We start from the raw sequence: 16,820 nt of genomic DNA on the forward strand, positions 1-16,820 counted from the left end.
GATGGTAGTGTGGGGCTTCCCCATGTGAGAGTAGGTCATCGTCAAGATTCAAACACAGAACCCCTGATCGCTCTGCGATCGGGGGTTTTGCTTTTAGTAGAAGACATTCAAATTCGCTGGCACGTCGTTGACGGGCCGAGCTACAGAATTTCTTGACGACCATAGAGCGCTGGAACCACCTGATCCCATCCCGAACTCAGCAGTGAAACGGTGCATCGCCGATGGTAGTGTGGGGCTTCCCCATGTGAGAGTAGGTCATCGTCAAGATTCAATTCCGAAACCCCTGATCGCCATGCGGTCAGGGGTTTTGTCATTTCTGCGCCCTGCTTTTATCAGAACTCGTAGCTGACAGTCGCGACCACATTGCGCTCTTCGCCCATGTAGCAGTAACTCAGGCTGGCACAGGATGCGACGTACGACTCATTGCTCAGGTTATTGGCGTTGAGCCGTACATCCACACCTTTGAGTCCGACCTTGCCCAGGTCATAACCCACCGAAGCATCGAACAGGGTATAGGCTGGAACCTTCAGGGTGTTCTCTGCATCTGCCCAGCTATAGCCGACATAGCGTACCCCGGCACCGAGGCGCAGCCCGTCCAGCGCCCCCTGGTTAAAGCGATAGTCGCCCCACAGCGAAGCCATCTGCCTCGGCGCCTGGGTTGGAGAGTTGCCTTTGTTCTCGATTACATTGCTCGCCGTGCTCAAGGTGCTGAGCATCGACTTGGAGTATTCGATGTCGGTAAAGGTGTAGCTGCCCAGCAACTTGAATTGCTCGGTGAGCTGCACATGGGCTTCCAGCTCCAGACCTTGCGAGCGTACTGCTCCTATCGGCCGGTAGAAGTTCTCCTGCGGCAGCTTGGACGCCAGGTTCTCCTGATCGATGCGAAATACCGAGGCAGTGAACAGGTTATCGGTGCCCGGTGGCTGATATTTGATCCCCGCTTCCCATTGCGTTCCGTCAGTCGGTGCCAACGGGTTGCCGTTGCTGTCGGCAAACGAGTTGGGGTTGAACGACTCGGAGTAGCTCAGGTACGGCGCCACGCCGTTGTCGAACAGATACAGTACCCCGGCGCGGCCGGTGAATTTGCTACGGCGATCTTCGACCTCGGTACCCAGCGGCCGAGCAAACTCGGCCAACCGGTTTTCTTCCGAGGTCTTGACCCAGTCCTGGCGCAAGCCGAGCGAGACGCGCCAGCGGTCCAGTTCAATCAGATCCTGAGCGTACAGCCCGGTCTGCTCCAAACGACGCAAGTAGCGGGTCGGGCTGTAGTAACTGATGGTCGTGTCGCCATACACAGGCGTAAACGCATTGAGCGGTGACGCCGCGCCGCTGGTCCAGTCGACCACGGTCTTGCGCCGTTGATAGTCCGCGCCCAGTAATACGGTGTGCTTGATCGCGCCGGTGAAGAATTCGGCCTGCACCATATTGTCGACAATGAACGAATGCAGCCTTTCGCGACCGCCCGAGTAATACCGGTTCAACTCGTTGCCGGTGGCACTGGTCCAGCCATAGCCGTAGACCTGATCCACGTCGACGTCCGAATCCAGATAGCGGAAGTTCTGCCGTGCGGTGAAGGTGTCATTGAAACGGTGCTCGAACTGATAACCGAAAGACTGCTGATCGCGGCTGTAGCCATCGACGCCCGGCTCGCCGTCGAAGAAGTGTTCAGAGATACGTTGGCCATTGCGCTGACGCAGCGAGCCATCGGCGGGCACGCCGCTGTGATAACCGCCCTCAGGATCATGCTGCAAGTAGGCCTGCAAGGTCAGCGAGGTGTCTTCGCTGAAGTCGATACTCAAGGTTGGCGCCAAGGCATAACGCTTTTCTTCGACATGATCGAACTGGGTATCGGAGCGTTCGCTGAGGCCGATCAGCCGATAGGCGATGCGCTTGTCATCGTCCAGTGGTCCGCTGAAATCGAAGCCCAGCCCGCGCTGCCCTTGAGTGCCTATGGTCGCCTGAATCTGATGGTAATCCTCATACAGCGGCTTCTTGCTGGTCAGTGCCACCAGGCCACCGGGTGAACTGCGGCCATACAGCACCGATGACGGCCCCTTCAGCACGTCCACCCGCTCCAGAAAGTACGGGTCGACCTGCATGGTGCTGTAGGTGCCGCTGTCGCCCATCGACTTGAGGCCATCGAGGTAGATGTTATCCACCGAGCCATCGTTGAAGCCACGCATCGCCACATAGTCATAACGATGCGTTGCACCATAGGGATTGGTCAGCACGCCGGGGGAGTAGCGCATGGCCTGGGCGACGCTCTGGGCGCCCTGGTCATCCATCTGCTGGCGGGTCACCACCGACACCGACTGTGAAGTCTCCAGCAGCGCGGTACTGGTCTTGGTCGCCACTTGGCTGTGGGTCGCGTTGTAGCCTTCGGCACTGCCCAGTGCGTTGCCCAGCGAGAAACCGCGAATGTCCGTCGAGGGCAGCGACAAGGTCTGCTCGACGCTGCTGCTCAGGATGTAGTTGCTGCCATCGGCCGAGCTGGCCTGCAGGCCGGTGCCCTGTAACAGCAGCTGCAGAGCCTGGTCAGTGGCGTAACGGCCTTGCAGACTCCGGGAGCGCAGGCCGGCAGTTTGCTCTGGGGTGGTGGCCAGGCTGATGCCGGCCTGGCGGGCGAATTGATTCAAGGCTTCGCCCAGCGGCGCTGGCGCAATTGAGTAGTTGCGTAGCGCCTGGGTCACGCTCTCTTGCGCTTGTGCCTGGAATGACCAAGTGACGGCTCCTAGCGAAGAACAGATGATGGCTGTGCGTACGGCCAGCCCCAGGGCTGAGCGGATGATTGGTCTGGCAGCGGATAGCGAGGCAGAGTGAGGCTGGTTCATGGGCCGTTCCATTCGGGTCAGTAAGACAATGAGGGTTACTGACTGCTATGCCGAAGCAGCGGCACAAACCCGCCAGAAAATTTCACACCTGACGCTGCAGGGTGATCCACCAGCGTGTGCGGTAGTTGAGTTGGACCGGCAGGGTCTTGGGCAGCATGGCCAGCAACTGGTCGGTATCGGCAAGGCGGTACACACCCGACAGACGCAAGCCGGCGATGTCGTCAGTGCAACCCAGATAACCACGGCGATAGCGGCCGAGCTCCGCCAGAAAATCCGCCAGCCGCATATTGCGGGTGACGATCAGCCCTTGCGCCCAGGCGCCAGCCTCCATGTCCAGTTCGGCCAGGCGCTGCACGCCCTTGGTGTCGACCCAATAGTGTTGCCCGGCCGCTACCTGAGTGACGGGGCCGCCGACACCGTGAATACTCAGTTTGCCTTGCAGCACACTGACCCGGCTACGTGACGCTTCCTGGCGGATCACAAAACGCCCGGCCTGGGCTTCGAAGTGTCCATGGCGGCCCGCGACGCTGACCGGGGTGGTGCAGTCCAGCAATAGTTCGCCACGTTCCAGCTGCAGCTGACCAGGCCCGGCCAGGCTGGCGACGCTGTCAGTATTGAGCTGCAACTGACTGCCGTCGGCCAGTCGATAACTCTGGCACTGGCCGATTCCGGTACTGAAGTCGGCATTCCACGCCGGGTAATCCCTGGCCAGCCAGCTTCCCGCGCTACCGAGCAGCACAGTGCCCGACAACAGCTTCAGGGTCCGTCTGCGGCTCAACTGGCGTGCGCTGTTTTCCAGTGTCTCGAAGGTCTGGCCTGCACCAGGCAGCGCGTCGAAGGTGCTGTTCAGGTCACTGCTCAATGTCTGGACCCGCTGCCAGGCCTGCTCATGATCGGCATGTGCGCTGCGCCACTGGGTGCACTGTTCATACAGGTGTGGATCGACTTCGGGCTGTCTCAGGCGCAGTGACCAGTCGATGGCCTGGCGCACGACCTGCGCTGAAGGGGAGTGCAGGGTGCTCACGTCTCGTACCGCAACAGGTAGCAGTGATACAGCGCGTCGGCGACGTAGCGCTCCACAGAACGTACCGAAACGCCCAGGCGTTCGGCGATCTGCTTGTGGGTCAGCCCTTCGCATTGAGCCAGCAGAAAGGCCTGACGCACGTTGGGCTTCATGCCATCGAGCATGCGTGCCACGGCATCGAGCAGTTCGAGGATCAATTCACGGGTTTCCGGGGACGGTGCTTCGCCAGGCGGCAAATGGGCGATAGTGTGCAGCCAGGCCCGATGCAATTCTTCACGACGCCAGTGATCAATCACCAGCCCGCGTGCCACGGTGCGCAGAAACGCGCGTGGGGTTTTCAGCTCCAGAGGCTCATGCCGGTTGCACAGGCGCACAAAGGTGTCCTGGGCCAGGTCGGCGGCATCTGCAGCGTTGCCCAGCTTGCTGCGCAGCCAAGCGTTGAGCCAGCTGTGATGATTGCTGTAGAGGTTATGCAGGGCCAAATGATGGGCAGACATCGTGACACGCCATCTCGATGTGTAAATGATAATAAGTCGCATTGTGTTGAGGCCGACAACAATTTGCAACTATTGCAGCGCGCAAGGCGCCCGTCGGAATGCTCCGGGGGCTCAAGCGTCGACGGTGCCTTGCTTACGTTGGCGTCTGGGCCGGGTTTCAGCTGCCTTGCTCGCCAGATAACGGGTAATGGCGTTGACCGCACGATTGAGGTGGTTATGCAGGGCCTCGACAGTGGCGTCGATCTCCCGGGCTTCGGCAAGGCGCAGCAGTTCCCAATGGTCGTCCTGAACAAGTTTGCCCAGGCCCATGGCGGAAAGATTAAACCGCAGGAAGCGCTCTTCTTCGTTCAACCCGGCCTCGACCAGACGCATCAAACGCTTGTTGGGCGTCTTGGCGTACAGCGCCATATGGAACATGCGGTTGAGCGTACCGATACGGCTGTAGTCGGTTTCTATTTCCAGCTCTTCGATGCATTGGCGCGCCAGAGCGTAGTCCTCGGCATCAAGCAGCGGGATCGACAGGCGCAGCGCCTCGGACTCGAACAGGATGCGCAGCGCGTAGGCGTCTACGGCGTCTTCCGTGATCAAGGGAGCTACTACGGCGCCTTTATGCAATTGGACACGTACCAGCGACTGAGCCTCAAGCTGGCGCAGGGCTTCGCGTACCGGCATGCGGCTGACGCCGAACAGGGTCGCCAGCTCCTGCTGGCGCAATGCCGTGCCGCTGGGCAGGCGGCCGTCGAGGATGGCGCTGCGTAGTTTTTCTTCGATCACGGTTCGGGCAAGGTGCGCCGGCAGCTGCTCGTTGCCCAGCACTTCGTATAAAAAGGCTTCTCTATCGATCTTGCGCATCGCCATATTTCTTTATCAACCTGGCCTAATGGGATCCAATAAATGCACAGCCTGCCAACAGACTAGTCAAAATTCTTCCAGTGGCCATGGAAAACAACGGCCTGAGCCGTCTCAAGTACGTTGATTCGCATACAGGCGTAAAAAACGAGACGCATTCTTCTCATTCAAGGCGCGTTCATCAATATCTCTGGCAGATATTTTAATGTCGCTCGTCGGTCTGATGGATATGAGTATCTACCGACACAGGCGTTATGAAGTGTGGCATCGTGCGGGAGCGAGCCCGCACGGCCACGGTCGTCAGCGCAGTGGACGCCCTGATACGAAGTGCTGCACATCATTGAAACCCGGCGTCGAGGCATGGCCAGGGGTAACCAGCGAGTCGACGAACGCTTCGTCTTCGGCGCTGATGCGCACCTCAAGTGCCTTGAGGTAGCTGTCCCATTGTTGCTCGGTACGCGGCCCGACAATGGCCGAGGACACCGCCTGGTTGTTCAGTACCCAGGCAATCGCAAACTCGACGATGCCCACGCCCTTCTCGCGGGTGTAGTCCTGAATGCGCCGGGCGATCTGCAGCGATTCGGCGCGCCATTCGGTTTCCAGCAGACGCTTGTCCTGGCGCCCGGCCCGGCTGTCACTGGCCGGGGCTGCATCCACGGCATATTTGCCACTGAGCACGCCACGCGCCAGCGGGCTGTAAGGCACCACGCCCAGGCCATGAAACGCTGCGGCAGGAATCTGTTCCAGTTCGGCCTGACGGTTGACGATGTTGTACAACGGCTGGCTGATGACCGGTTTGTCCACCCCCAGACGCTGAGCGACATTGGCGATCTCGGCGATCCGCCAGCCGCGAAAGTTCGACACCCCCCAGTAACGGATCTTGCCCTGACGAATCAGATCGCCAATCGCCGATACCGTCACCTCCAGCGGCGTGTCGTGGTCTTCCTTGTGCAGGTAATAGATATCGATGTAATCGGTGTCGAGGCGGCGCAGGCTGTTGTCGATGGCGTTGAAGATATGCTTGCGGTTAAGGCCGGCCCGATTGGGCACGCCGTCGCTCGGCCCCACCGCGACCTTGGTTGCCAGCACCCATTCGCTGCGCCGCGCGGCGATGGCTTCGCCGACGATTTCTTCCGAACGTCCGCCGTTGTATACGTCGGCGGTGTCGATGAAATTCACCCCCTGGTCCCAGGCTTTATCAATGATGCGCAGTGACTCCTCGGTGCCGGTTTGTTCGCCGAACATCATGCTGCCCAGGGTCAGGGTGGAAACTTTAAGGCCCGATTGGCCCAGTGTGCGGTAGCTCATGCTCAACAATTTTCCATATGACTGAAGGGGATCAGGTTGGCAGCGCAGGCAAGCCCCATTGCGCCAGCGGCGCCTCACTCAGCGAGCCGAGCACCAGGTCGGCGTGGTGATAGCGATCAGTCGGCATGTTCGGGTCCGGGATGGCCACGGCGAGCATGCCGGCGGCCTTGGCTGCGGTCACGCCAAAGGGTGAGTCCTCGAACACCAGGCAATCGCCCGGCGCTACGCCCAGGCGCTCGGCGGCACGCAGAAAAATGTCCGGGGCGGGTTTGGCGTCTGTCACCTCAGGGTCGTCAGCTGTCACCACGGTATCGAACAGTTCGAACCAGGCTTGGTGCCGGGTGATCTTGGCGTGGTAATAGCGCACCGATGAGCTGGTGCCTACCGCGATGGGAATACGGTGCGCTGCCAGATGCCGGACCAGCGCCTCGGCACCGGGCATTGCCGGGCACTGCGGGAAGCGCTCATCGAGCAGCGGCTGGCGGATCTCCAGGAACTCGTCCACCGAGATCGGCAGCTCCAGGGTGTCGATGATGTAGCCGGAAAAGTCGCGGGCCCCGCGACCGATAGTGTTCTGCTTGATGCTCCAGTCGAAATGCTTGCCATAGCGTCCGGCAATCAGCTCGGTGACTTCGGTGTAGATCCCTTCGGTGTCCAGTAACAGACCATCCATATCGAAAATCACGGCCTTGATCGGCCCGCGCTCGCCCTGCTGTGCACTCATGTGATCGGCCTCTTGTCAGTCCGCAACCAGACTAACGCGTCCATTGCGGCACTGGCTACCCTGGGCCAATTGCAACGAAACACCCGCTAATGTGTCGAACCGCGCATTCAGGCCATGTTCTCGGGCCTGTGGGCGCTGCCGATGTTAATCTTCTCCGGTTTTTCGGCAGGGCATTGCCCGGCCTGGCTCTGCATCCGATAGCGGACAGGGAAGGCCTTTTCCAACCATCAGAACGGACATCTTCAGGTCGATATGAATAAATCAGGTATTGCAGCAGGCGTGATCGTGGCTGTCGGCGCACTGGCCATCGGCGGCGCCTGGTACACCGGTCAGCAACTGCCGGGCGTGCTCAACGAGACCCTGGCCAAGGGCAATCAGGAACTGACCAAGGCTTTTGCCGGCAGCCAGTACAAGGTCGATCTCCAGCTTGAGTCACTGGACAGCGGCCTGTTCAGCAGCACCGCGCGTTATCGTTCGACCGTCCAGGCGCTGGACGAGAATGGCCAGACCCAGACCCTGGAATTCAAATTCGTCGATCATATCCAGCACGGTCCGTTGCCGCTGTCGCGCCTGGCGTCCCTGAAACTGCTGCCGGTCATGGCGGTGAGCAAGGCCGAACTGGAAAAGACCCCCGATGTAGAAAAGTGGTTCGCCATGAGCCAGGGCAAGACGCCATTTCATACCGATGCCAGCATCGGCTATGACCGCTCGGTCAACGGCACCGTGACCTTCGCCCCGCTGCAATACAAGGACACCGACGGCGAATTCAGTTTCTCCGGCCTGACCCTGCTGACCGACGCTTCGGCCGACGCCGACAAGCTCAAGATGACCGGCACCATGGACAGCCTGCAACTCAATGTGCAGTCGCCGGACGGTCCGGTCGCCATGCAGGTCAAAGGCATGAGTTTCGATACCGGCGGCACCAAGGGCAAGGCAGGCTTCTACCTGGGCCACAGCAACGTCAAGGTCGACCAGTTGGTGTTCCAGCCGGTTGGCCGGCCTGCAGTGCAACTGGATAACTTCACCAACACCAACCTGATGCAGGAAGAGGGCGACAAGCTCGCTGCCCAGATCAACTACGATGTGGCAAAGATTTCCTACAGCGGCAAGGACATTGGTGCCGCGCATCTGGGGCTGCGGTTCAGTAATTTCGACGTGGCTTCCACCCGCTCGCTGTATCAGCTGTTCCAGGAAAAGGTCGTGCCTCAGCAACAGGCTGCCGCCGCCGCCGAACAGCCGCTGGAGCTGAACCTCAGCCCTGCCGACCAGGCACTGCTGGACGCCGAAATGCGCAAGCTGCTGGCCGGCAAGCCACACATCGAACTGGAGAAGTTCTCGCTCAAGACTGCCAACGGTGAAAGCCATGCGCACCTGAGCGTCGACCTGACCGACCCGGGTGCATTCGATCAGCCGCAGGACGAACTGCTCAGCAAGAGCCTCGGCCAGGTCACCGCCCGTGTGGTGCTGTCCAAGCCGATGATCCGCGACATCGTTGGCCTGCAAGCCAACCTGCAGGGCGTCACCGACCCGAAAGAAGTGGCCGACCAGGCCAACGCGGTCAGCGACATGGCGGCGGTCATGGCTCAGGGTATGCAACTGGCTAAGGTCGAGGGCGAAAACATCGTCACCAGCCTGCAATACGCCAACAACAGCGTCGACTTCAATGGCCAGAAGATGACCCCGGAGCAATTCGTGGCCTTCATCATGGCCAACTCCGGCGCGCTGGGCGCCCAGTAAGCTTAATGCCAGTATTGTTCGTTTGTGGGAGCGAGCTTGCTCGCGAAGAGGCCAGTAAAACCGGCACATCTGCTGTCGATGTACGCCTGTATTCGCCAGCAGAGCTGCCTCCCACCGGACTGCGTGGGCCTTCACTGATCGGCATTACCCAGTAAGCCGTCACACCGCGCCAGGGCTCTTATGCTCTGGCGCTTTCTCCTGCAACAACCCGCGCAACACCTCCATGGCCTGGTAATACACCGGCCAGTAATGATCGTTATGGCAGAACGAGCGCAGCGTCAGGGTGATGTTGTCGGCGCTGGCGGCTGACAGACGCACTTCGGCCGGCGGCTTGGCCATTACGTGGGGAATGGCCTGCAACTGATCGCTCAGCCGGGCCATGGTCTGCTGAGCATCCACGTCTGCCGGCAAGGTGGCGGTCAGCTCGACGCGCCGATAATCGTTGGTCGAGTAATTGATGATGTTGCTCGACAGGATCTTGTTGTTGCTCACCAGCACCCGCACGTTGTCAGCGGTATCAATCTCGGTGACGAACAGGCCGATTTCCTCAACCCGGCCACTGACATCGGCGATGGCAATCACATCGCCGACCTTGAATGGTCGTAACACGATGATGAACCCGCCGGCCGCCAGATTGGCCAGCAACCCCGACCACGCCATCCCGATCGCCAGCCCCACCGCTGCCAGCAGTGCCGCAAAACTGGTGGTCTCGATACCGAAGTAGCCAAGAATGGCCACTACCAGGATGATATTCAGGGTCACGGTCACGAACGAGACAAGATAGCGCAGCACTGTCGGGTCGAACTTCTGCCGGGTCAGCGAGCGTTGCAGCATCCTGACCAGCATCCCGATCGACCAGCGCCCGCCAACCCACAACAGCGTAGCGATCAGCAGCTTCAAGGCGATGGTGGCGCCGTATTGCAACACCAGATTGAGCAGCGCATTGACCTTGTCGGTCCCGATATTGATGACGTTCAATGCATCCACGGTCGCACCTCCACAGGTAAGGCCACACCGGGGCGCGATTGATTGTCATGGCCGACCGGTGCTACGGAACCCTACATTGTGCAAAGTGCGCCGCGAATATCTACTGACAGAACTGACAGGTGGCGAAGTGCTCTATTAGGTATCAACGCGCCTCTTGGCGGGCGGACTGTTTGTCGATGCTGGCATCAGCAGGACTGTTTGAATGTATGGAAGGTATTGGCGGCTGCGTTGAAAAAAACGTAGGCCTGAGAAGTATCGTGACTCAAGTCGCTGACATCCAGTTGCCCCACAAAGACCAAGGGCTTTCCATTCTCGATTGGCCACGCCGGAGCCTGTAACCACTTCGGTGATGTTTTCAGGTAGCGGAATTCGTCCTTGATCTTGTCCTTTAGCCAGGCCTGCAACTCTTTGGGTTTCTGTGACGGAGCCATTTCTAGCAGGCTGGAGAGGTAGCCCGATGACAGGCTCAACCACTTGGGTTGGACTTTAAGGAGCAGATTGAACAGGTCCTCATATCTCGTGCTTCGCTCATGCTCGACTGCCCGGCTTTGCAAGAAGCTTGATAGTAAGACTTGAGTATTGAATATCGATTCGACATTTGAATAATCCTGCCCAATCGCAAACGTGTACAGGTCAGGCTCTTCGACGTAGTTCGGGAGAGAGAAACCCTCCTGTAAAACGGCAGATAGCGCCGGGTTATCTCGCAACTGGTTTTCGAACTCATCAGGTGTCATCAAAGACTCTACAAACGCTTTTATGATTTCCAACGGTGTCATGGCTTGCTTCCTAAATGTCTGAACTCATCAAGCGCGGCATGTTGTTCACGCGTTACCTCACGTAAATTGCGGGGATTATTGACTTCTCTCCCCCCAAACCGTTGCGGATTGTGATGGTGTAGCTCCATCGGATTTCCGTTCTTGTCCAATGGCGCAGAGCCTCGTTTCATTCGGGCCAGATTGGCCGGGCTGAACTCTGTCGTATTTTTGGTCGCTTCGTGGCGGTTTTTCCAATAACGGGATCTGACGACGTCCCAGGCAGGTGCTTTACCACTGGGCAGTGGCTTGTCGATTGCGTCTCCTCGTTTCCAGCGTTTGAAGCTGGCGCAAGCCCACCCCCACGGATCCACCCAGCCAATTGGATTCGGTGCGTACTGATACAGATTGAACCCACCCGCCAACCCAATGGGGTCTGGCGTGGTGAACCTTCCGATATCCGGATCATAGAACCTGAAGGTGTTGTAGTGCAGGCCGCTTTCGCGGTCCAGGTACTGGCCCTGAAATCTGAGGTTCTGCTCCTCCACATAGTAGGGCTCACGCACTTCGCGCAGGGTGTTGCCCCACACCTGGTACTGCGCCTGCCAGACGGCCTGGCCGTCGTGGTCGGTGAGTTGTTCGGGCAGGCCGTTGAGGTCGTTGTGGTAGTAGCGGATGCGCTGCTGGTTGCCGCTGCCGTCAATTCGCGCCAAAGGCTCGTAGCTGTCTTCCAGGTACACATACAGGCTGGCCAGGCTGTTCTTCTGTTCTTGTAACAGGCGCAGACCGTCCCAGATGAAGCCCGTCTCGCCCAGCAGATGGCCGTGGCGGTCGTGTTCGGTTTTGGCGATGCGCCGGCCCAGCGGGTCGTAGTGCATGCGCAGCACATGGCCGTTGTCATTGCGGACTTCGATCAGCCGGTGTTCGGCGTCGTAGGCGAAGCACTGCACGCCGTGGCGGACGCTGCGCTTTTCCACGGTACGGCCGAAGGCATCGTAGCGGTAGCGTTTGTCCTGGTAGGTCAGTACCTGATTGTTGCGCACATAACCCGCGCCGCTGAGCGGGCGGTCGAGCAGGTTGGCAGCAGCGTCCCAGGTGAAGGTTTCGCTGTGCCCGGTCAGGTTGTCCTGGCTGGCGACGATGCGCCCGCTGGCGTCGTATTGCAGCAGGTCCTGCTGCTCTTGCGGGGGGTGGCGTTCGCGTTGCAGGCGGCCGACCAGGTTGTCGGCCGGGTCGAAGTCGTATTGCTGTTGCGTCTGGGCCGGTAACTGCGGCGGCTGCCCGGTCGGGCGGCGCAAGCGGGCACGCAGGCGGCCGGCGCGGTCGTACTGGCTGCGGGTGGTGATTCGGCCTTGGGTGCGCAGGATTTCGCGGTGCAGGCGGTCGCGTTCGAAGTCGCTGATCACCTGGCCGTCGAGGTTGATCTGGTGCAGATGGCCGCTGCCGTAATACAGCTGGTTGAGCCAGCGGCCATCCGGCAGGCTGGTCCGGATCAGCTTGCCCAGTTCGTCGTATTCATGTTGGAGAGTGCCGGCACTGCTGTGCTGTTCGCGCAATTGCCCGAGTGCGTCGTAGGCAAAGCCCAGCGTTTGCGTGTGCCCGTCACGGCTTGTCGAACTCACCTCGGTCAGCAGGTCCAGCGGCGTATAGCGGTAGGCTGTCATGCCATCGGCGGTGATCTTGGCCACCAGCCGGCCCAGCGCGTCGCGCTCGAAGGTTTGCACCAGCGGCGGCAGCGGTTGTTCGGGCACCAGGCTCAAGCCGCTGCCGTGCGGTGCTGGCAGGTGGGTGAGGCCGATCAGGTTGTCGCGGTTGTCGTAGGCATAGCGTTGGGCGCTGCCGTCGAGGTCTTGCTGCTCGATCAGTCGGTCAGCGGCATCCCAGGCAAAGCGGTAGCGCTCGTCGTTTTCGTTACTCAGGGTTTGCAGACGGCCATACGCGTCGTAATCGAACTGCACGCGATGGCCCAGCGGGTCGACGCGCTGGCGCACCTGGCCGCGACGGTTGTAGCCATAACGGGTGGTGTGCCCGGTCGGGTCGATGTAGCCGGTCAACTGGCCGCTGCTGTCACGCTGGAACTGCTCGGTCCGGCCGTCCGGCAGCTCGCTGCGCAGCAGACGGCCCTGGGCATCGTGTTCGAACGTGGTCTGTTCGCCAAGGGCATCGGTGATGCTCAGCAGGTAGCCACGGCGGTCGTAAGCGTAGTGGGTGGCGTAGCCGGAACAGTCGGTGTAGGTCAGCAACTGGCCGGTCTCGCTCCAGCGCAGGTACTTGCTGCGCCCGGCCGCGTCGGTGATCTCCAGCACCTGGCCCTGATCGTCGTAGCGGTAGCCGGTGCTGTGCCCCAGCGGATCGGTTTCACGGGTGCAGTTGCCACGCTGATCGTAGCGATACTGCCAGTGGCCGCCAGCCTTGTCGGTTTCACTTAGCGGCAGTGACCAGTGCTCCAGCCACAGGGTCGATTCGGTCTGGCCCAGTGGGTCACAGGTCTCGGTCAGGTTACCGGTTTCGTCATAGCTCAGGCGCCATTGGCCGCCATCGGGGTCGGTCGCGCCCAGCCACTGACGTTCATCGTTCCATTCGAACTGCCAGGTGTGGCCGAGGTTGTCGGTAGCCGCGATGATCTGATGCTGCGGGTTCCAGCGCCGGCTACTGAGCCGGTTCAGGCCGTCACGAATGGTGGTGGTGCCCGCCGCCAGATCGTACTCGAAGGCGTATTCGTCACCCTCGTCGGTCCAGTGCCGCACCACCCGCCATTCGCGCTCCTCGATCAGTGCCCATTCATAGAAACAGCGCAGCCCGGTGGGCAATTGATGCTCGACCATGCGCAGCCCGTCGTCATAGCTGAAGCGCCGCTGCAGCTGGCCGCTGGCGTCGCGCACCTCGGCCAGTTGGCCTTGGGCGTCGAGGGTGTAGCTGGCCAGTACCTCGCGCTGTTCATCCGCGAATACCCGTTCGATATGGCTGAGGCGTCGTGGCCATTGCGCTGAGTAATGCAGTGCCACGCGCACCTGATCGAGGCTGTCGCGCAGGCCGCTCAAGCGGCCTTGTTCGTCGTAGTCGATGACGATGCGGTTGTCGTTGCGGTCGCTGAGCAGGGTCAGGCGTAGCCGGTTGCTGTCCAGCGGTGATGGCTCGAACAGCCGGTACAGGCCGTCGTCGCTTTCGATCAACAGCTGACCGCGAGCGTGACGCTTCACGCTCAGCCCTTCGCCTGCGCTGAACACTGCGCCCCCCAAGGGGATGACGCCCATGTCGATGCGCCGGCCCTGTTCGTCGGTGTACACCAGCCGTTCGCCGCCCTGGGGGTGAGGCGCAATCTCGACACCGATTTCATAGGCTACGCTCCAGCCCGCGCCAAACAGGCCGTCACGGCGCAGGTCATGGCTGTTGTAGAAGCGTTGCCAGTCGATCGGCAATAGACCGGGCAGGGCAAAGTCCAGCTCGTCATCGCCAGCCAGAACCTTGGCGCCGGTGGCGGCATGCACCGGGTTGGGCGAGGCGCTGGTGGCGTTGACGATGGCGTTGGTCGCGGTGCTCATCACGTAGCTGTTGGCCATGCCCAGCGCCATGCACGGCAGGTTGCTGAGAAACTTGCCCTTGCTGCCCTTGAGCATCATCAGCACCGTGACCGCCAGGCCGATGCCCGGCGTCTTGCCGCTGCGGATCTCGCGTACCGTCAGCTTCTTGCCGCCAATGCGCACATTAGGCGAGATGGGGCCGGCCGACACCACCACGGCTTCACAGGTACTGCGGTCACCACTGCGTACTGCTGGCTGGCTGTTGATGGTGACCTTGTCCGAGCCCTCGGCCAGATACTGTTCGGGCATCGGCGGGTGCTTGCTGCACAGCACTTTGTCTTCGGGCAGCGGTTCAGCACCGGGGGCGGGGCTGGCCACCGTGGGCCGCCACATCTGGGAAAAGATGCTCTTGGCCATGTCCCAATAACGGGTCTCGGGCGGCTCGCCTTGCTGCTCGGCAATCTGCACGCCAGGCGGAATCCAGCCGGCAGCGCGGGCGGCAGGCAGGTTATTGGTTTTGGTGTTGTGCGAGCCCGTGGCGATGGTCGCCTGGATACTGGGCGGGAACAGCCCGTTGCCGATGCTTTCGCATAATCGCGACAGCCCCGTGTCCGCTCCGGTCTTGGCCATCACCACGCCGACTACCAGCCCGACCACTGCGCCGAGCACACAGGCCCCGATACCGCCGGTGGCGACGGTAATCCCGGTAGCGGCAACCACTGCGGCGGTGGCCAATGCACCAATCGCCACGTGGGCGGCCACTTCGAGCACGCCGCCGACGATGTCGGCCATCATCGAGCTGTGTTCCAGACCGTCGCCCAGCCGGGCGGCCCAGATGGCGGCGTCAGACATGATCAATCATCCCTGTACGGTCCGGGGCCGATCAGCCGAGGGCAGCGAAATCAAGCGACTGCTTGATACCCGTCCACTGCGCTACTTCGGCCGCGCCCAGCGGCTGTGCCTTGACGTAGCTCAGGGCGAGCATGCGCCGGGTGCCGGGCAGTACCACCGCCAGTTGAAACTGATAGACCCGCTCGTTGCCCTTGCTGAACTCGCTGCGCAGCTCGATGGCTTCGACTTCCTGCTGCTGGCCGACCTGCACGGTTTGCACCGGGTCGTGGCGCAGTTCCTGAACCTGCTGGCCGAGGCGCTCCAGCTGGGTGGCGAAGTTGCTGTGCAGGGTCTCGCCCTCGGCCAGCAGGCTGCGGCTGACGATCAGCGAAGTGCCCAGTTCGCCGAACTTGAGGATATTGATGGTCGCGTCCTGCAGTTGCTGATCAGGCAGGGCGAAGCTCAATTCATTGATGCGATAGGTCATGAAGCCGGATTCCTGTTCTGGTTACTGACTGCCTTCAGGCTTGGGAAACATCTGCTCGACTGCGGCGTCGATCTGACCCTTGACGCCCTGGCCGTCGGCCTCGGTGCCCGAGCCGCTGCCGTTGTTCAGGTGCAGGATTTTTCCTGTGTTGAACAGCGCGGTGTCGCTGGCGTAGAAGTTGATGTTCACCCCGGTCAGGTTGATCTGGCCGCTGGCATTGAGTTCCAGCACGCTTTTGCCGCACACCAGGCGCAGGTTTTCACCAACCTCGATCAGGTAGCTGCGGCTGATGCTGTCGGTCTTGGTCGAGCCGACCAGCAGAATGTCGTCGTTTTTGACCGCGCGCAGGCGATCAATACCGATGGTCACGGTCTCGTTCTTGTCCACGGTCTTGGTGCGGTTGGCGCCCACCCAGTGGCTTTCGTCGTTCTCGACCTCAATATCCTGATTGCGCTCGGCATGGATGAACAACTGCTCCTGACCCTTCTTGTCCTCCATGCGGATTTCATTGAAGTTGGCCGGCGTGCCGCCCTTGCTGGAGCGGCTTTTGATGCCGCTTTGGGTGGCGTTGGCGGGCAGGTCGTAGGGCACCGTCTGTTCGGCGTTGTACACCCGACCGGTGATGATCGGCCGGTCCGGGTCACCTTCCAGAAAACTGACAATCACTTCCTGGCCGATGCGCGGAATCTGCATCGAGCCCCAGTTCTTGCCCGCCCAGGACTGCGACACCCGAATCCAGCACGAGCTGTTCTCGTTGGACTGATCGTGCCGGTCCCAGTAGAAATGCACCTTCACCCGGCCGTATTGATCGGTCCAGATTTCCTCGCCTGCCGGCCCGACCACCCTGGCGGTCTGCGGCCCCTGGACCAGTGGCTTGATGGTTGTAGCCAAGGGCTTGAAGCTTTGTTGGGCGTCAATGCAGGTCAGCCCCACCTCGAACTGCAAGCCACCACCGTTGCCGCTCTCCAGGCTTTCCTGGGCGATGTAATAACGCCCGGCGACCACCAGGTATTCACGGTTCTGATCCTGGCGGCCAAAGCCGGTCAGGCTGAACAGGTTCCCGGCACCGGGGCCGCGGGCATTGCCGCTCAGCTCGACCCGTTCATGCAGGCTTTGCAGGGCTTCCAGACGAGTGCGCGCATAGTGCTCGCCGTCTTGGTTCTGCACATAGGCGCCGGGATAATCGTACAGCGGGTAATCACCGGCGCTGTGCGGGCGCGGCATGGCCGAGCGCACTTCCATGCGGGCGCTGGGCCGTTCGAAGTCGTAGTC

The 16,820-nt window shown here is 60.8% G+C and carries 12 protein-coding genes and 1 rRNA gene; 2 read left to right on the forward strand and 11 right to left on the reverse strand.

The window, feature by feature from the left end; translation table 11 throughout:
• Positions 1-151 precede the first annotated feature (151 nt).
• A 5S ribosomal RNA gene (gene rrf, locus NRB16_RS28270) occupies positions 152-267 on the forward strand.
• Positions 268-332: 65 nt separating this feature from the next.
• Here the strand turns inward: rrf and NRB16_RS28275 are convergent.
• The 6 genes from NRB16_RS28275 to NRB16_RS28300 all read right to left on the reverse strand — a co-directional run bounded on the left by NRB16_RS28275 (position 333) and on the right by NRB16_RS28300 (position 7,233).
• Positions 333-2,831 carry a TonB-dependent siderophore receptor gene (locus NRB16_RS28275; RefSeq protein WP_045485621.1) on the reverse strand — a complete coding sequence of 833 codons (2,499 nt, stop codon included), beginning with the start codon at positions 2,829-2,831 and terminating at the stop codon, positions 333-335.
• A gap of 82 nt (positions 2,832-2,913) precedes the next feature.
• Positions 2,914-3,855, reverse strand: coding sequence for a DUF4880 domain-containing protein (locus NRB16_RS28280; RefSeq protein WP_257107496.1), 942 nt, complete (start codon positions 3,853-3,855; stop codon positions 2,914-2,916).
• Positions 3,852-4,352 (reverse strand): sigma-70 family RNA polymerase sigma factor, encoded by a 501-nt coding sequence (locus tag NRB16_RS28285; RefSeq protein WP_257107497.1) that lies wholly within the window; start codon positions 4,350-4,352, stop codon positions 3,852-3,854. The genes NRB16_RS28280 and NRB16_RS28285 overlap by 4 nt, the downstream gene beginning before the upstream one ends.
• Positions 4,353-4,463: 111 nt before the next feature.
• Positions 4,464-5,204 carry a GntR family transcriptional regulator gene (locus tag NRB16_RS28290; protein ID WP_045485635.1) on the reverse strand — a complete coding sequence of 247 codons (741 nt, stop codon included), beginning with the start codon at positions 5,202-5,204 and terminating at the stop codon, positions 4,464-4,466.
• 297 nt (positions 5,205-5,501) lie between these two features.
• Positions 5,502-6,509 (reverse strand): aldo/keto reductase, encoded by a 1,008-nt coding sequence (locus NRB16_RS28295; RefSeq protein WP_045485637.1) that lies wholly within the window; start codon positions 6,507-6,509, stop codon positions 5,502-5,504.
• A 31-nt stretch (positions 6,510-6,540) separates the two neighbouring features.
• Complete coding sequence (locus NRB16_RS28300) at positions 6,541-7,233, reverse strand: HAD-IA family hydrolase (protein ID WP_257107498.1); 693 nt, start codon at positions 7,231-7,233, stop codon at positions 6,541-6,543.
• 252 nt (positions 7,234-7,485) lie between these two features.
• On the opposite strand from NRB16_RS28300, the gene NRB16_RS28305 reads away from it, so the two are divergent.
• On the forward strand, positions 7,486-8,970 hold the full coding sequence (locus NRB16_RS28305; RefSeq protein WP_253142995.1) for a YdgA family protein: 1,485 nt from the start codon (positions 7,486-7,488) through the stop codon (positions 8,968-8,970).
• A gap of 159 nt (positions 8,971-9,129) precedes the next feature.
• Here NRB16_RS28305 and NRB16_RS28310 read toward each other — a convergent pair whose 3' ends face one another.
• The 5 genes from NRB16_RS28310 to tssI form a co-directional block, all read right to left on the reverse strand.
• Positions 9,130-9,957, reverse strand: coding sequence for a mechanosensitive ion channel family protein (locus NRB16_RS28310; RefSeq protein ID WP_257107499.1), 828 nt, complete (start codon positions 9,955-9,957; stop codon positions 9,130-9,132).
• A 185-nt stretch (positions 9,958-10,142) separates the two neighbouring features.
• Positions 10,143-10,733: a hypothetical protein gene (locus NRB16_RS28315; RefSeq protein ID WP_257107500.1), complete on the reverse strand. Its 591-nt coding sequence runs from the start codon at positions 10,731-10,733 to the stop codon at positions 10,143-10,145.
• Positions 10,730-15,082, reverse strand: coding sequence for an RHS repeat-associated core domain-containing protein (locus NRB16_RS28320; protein WP_257107501.1), 4,353 nt, complete (start codon positions 15,080-15,082; stop codon positions 10,730-10,732). The genes NRB16_RS28315 and NRB16_RS28320 overlap by 4 nt, the downstream gene beginning before the upstream one ends.
• Positions 15,083-15,113: 31 nt before the next feature.
• On the reverse strand, positions 15,114-15,548 hold the full coding sequence (locus NRB16_RS28325; RefSeq protein WP_045485651.1) for a DcrB-related protein: 435 nt from the start codon (positions 15,546-15,548) through the stop codon (positions 15,114-15,116).
• A gap of 21 nt (positions 15,549-15,569) precedes the next feature.
• Positions 15,570-16,820: type VI secretion system tip protein TssI/VgrG (gene tssI / locus NRB16_RS28330; protein WP_257107502.1), on the reverse strand; the 1,251-nt coding region annotated here is incomplete at its 5' end.

Origin of the sequence: Pseudomonas sp. LJDD11 (assembly GCF_024584215.1) — a bacterium.
GTDB lineage: Bacteria > Pseudomonadota > Gammaproteobacteria > Pseudomonadales > Pseudomonadaceae > Aquipseudomonas.

Excerpts from the sequence above, each read along its gene's own strand:
- NRB16_RS28275 (WP_045485621.1), bottom strand. The coding sequence starts at position 2,831 with ATGAACCAGCCTCACTCTGCCTCGCTATCCGCTGCCAGACCAATCATC.
- NRB16_RS28285 (WP_257107497.1), bottom strand. The coding sequence starts at position 4,352 with ATGTCTGCCCATCATTTGGCCCTGCATAACCTCTACAGCAATCATCAC.
- NRB16_RS28290 (WP_045485635.1), bottom strand. The coding sequence starts at position 5,204 with ATGCGCAAGATCGATAGAGAAGCCTTTTTATACGAAGTGCTGGGCAAC.
- NRB16_RS28295 (WP_045485637.1), bottom strand. The coding sequence starts at position 6,509 with ATGAGCTACCGCACACTGGGCCAATCGGGCCTTAAAGTTTCCACCCTG.
- NRB16_RS28300 (WP_257107498.1), bottom strand. The coding sequence starts at position 7,233 with ATGAGTGCACAGCAGGGCGAGCGCGGGCCGATCAAGGCCGTGATTTTC.
- NRB16_RS28305 (WP_253142995.1), top strand. The coding sequence starts at position 7,486 with ATGAATAAATCAGGTATTGCAGCAGGCGTGATCGTGGCTGTCGGCGCA.
- NRB16_RS28315 (WP_257107500.1), bottom strand. The coding sequence starts at position 10,733 with ATGACACCGTTGGAAATCATAAAAGCGTTTGTAGAGTCTTTGATGACA.
- NRB16_RS28320 (WP_257107501.1), bottom strand. The coding sequence starts at position 15,082 with ATGTCTGACGCCGCCATCTGGGCCGCCCGGCTGGGCGACGGTCTGGAA.
- NRB16_RS28325 (WP_045485651.1), bottom strand. The coding sequence starts at position 15,548 with ATGACCTATCGCATCAATGAATTGAGCTTCGCCCTGCCTGATCAGCAA.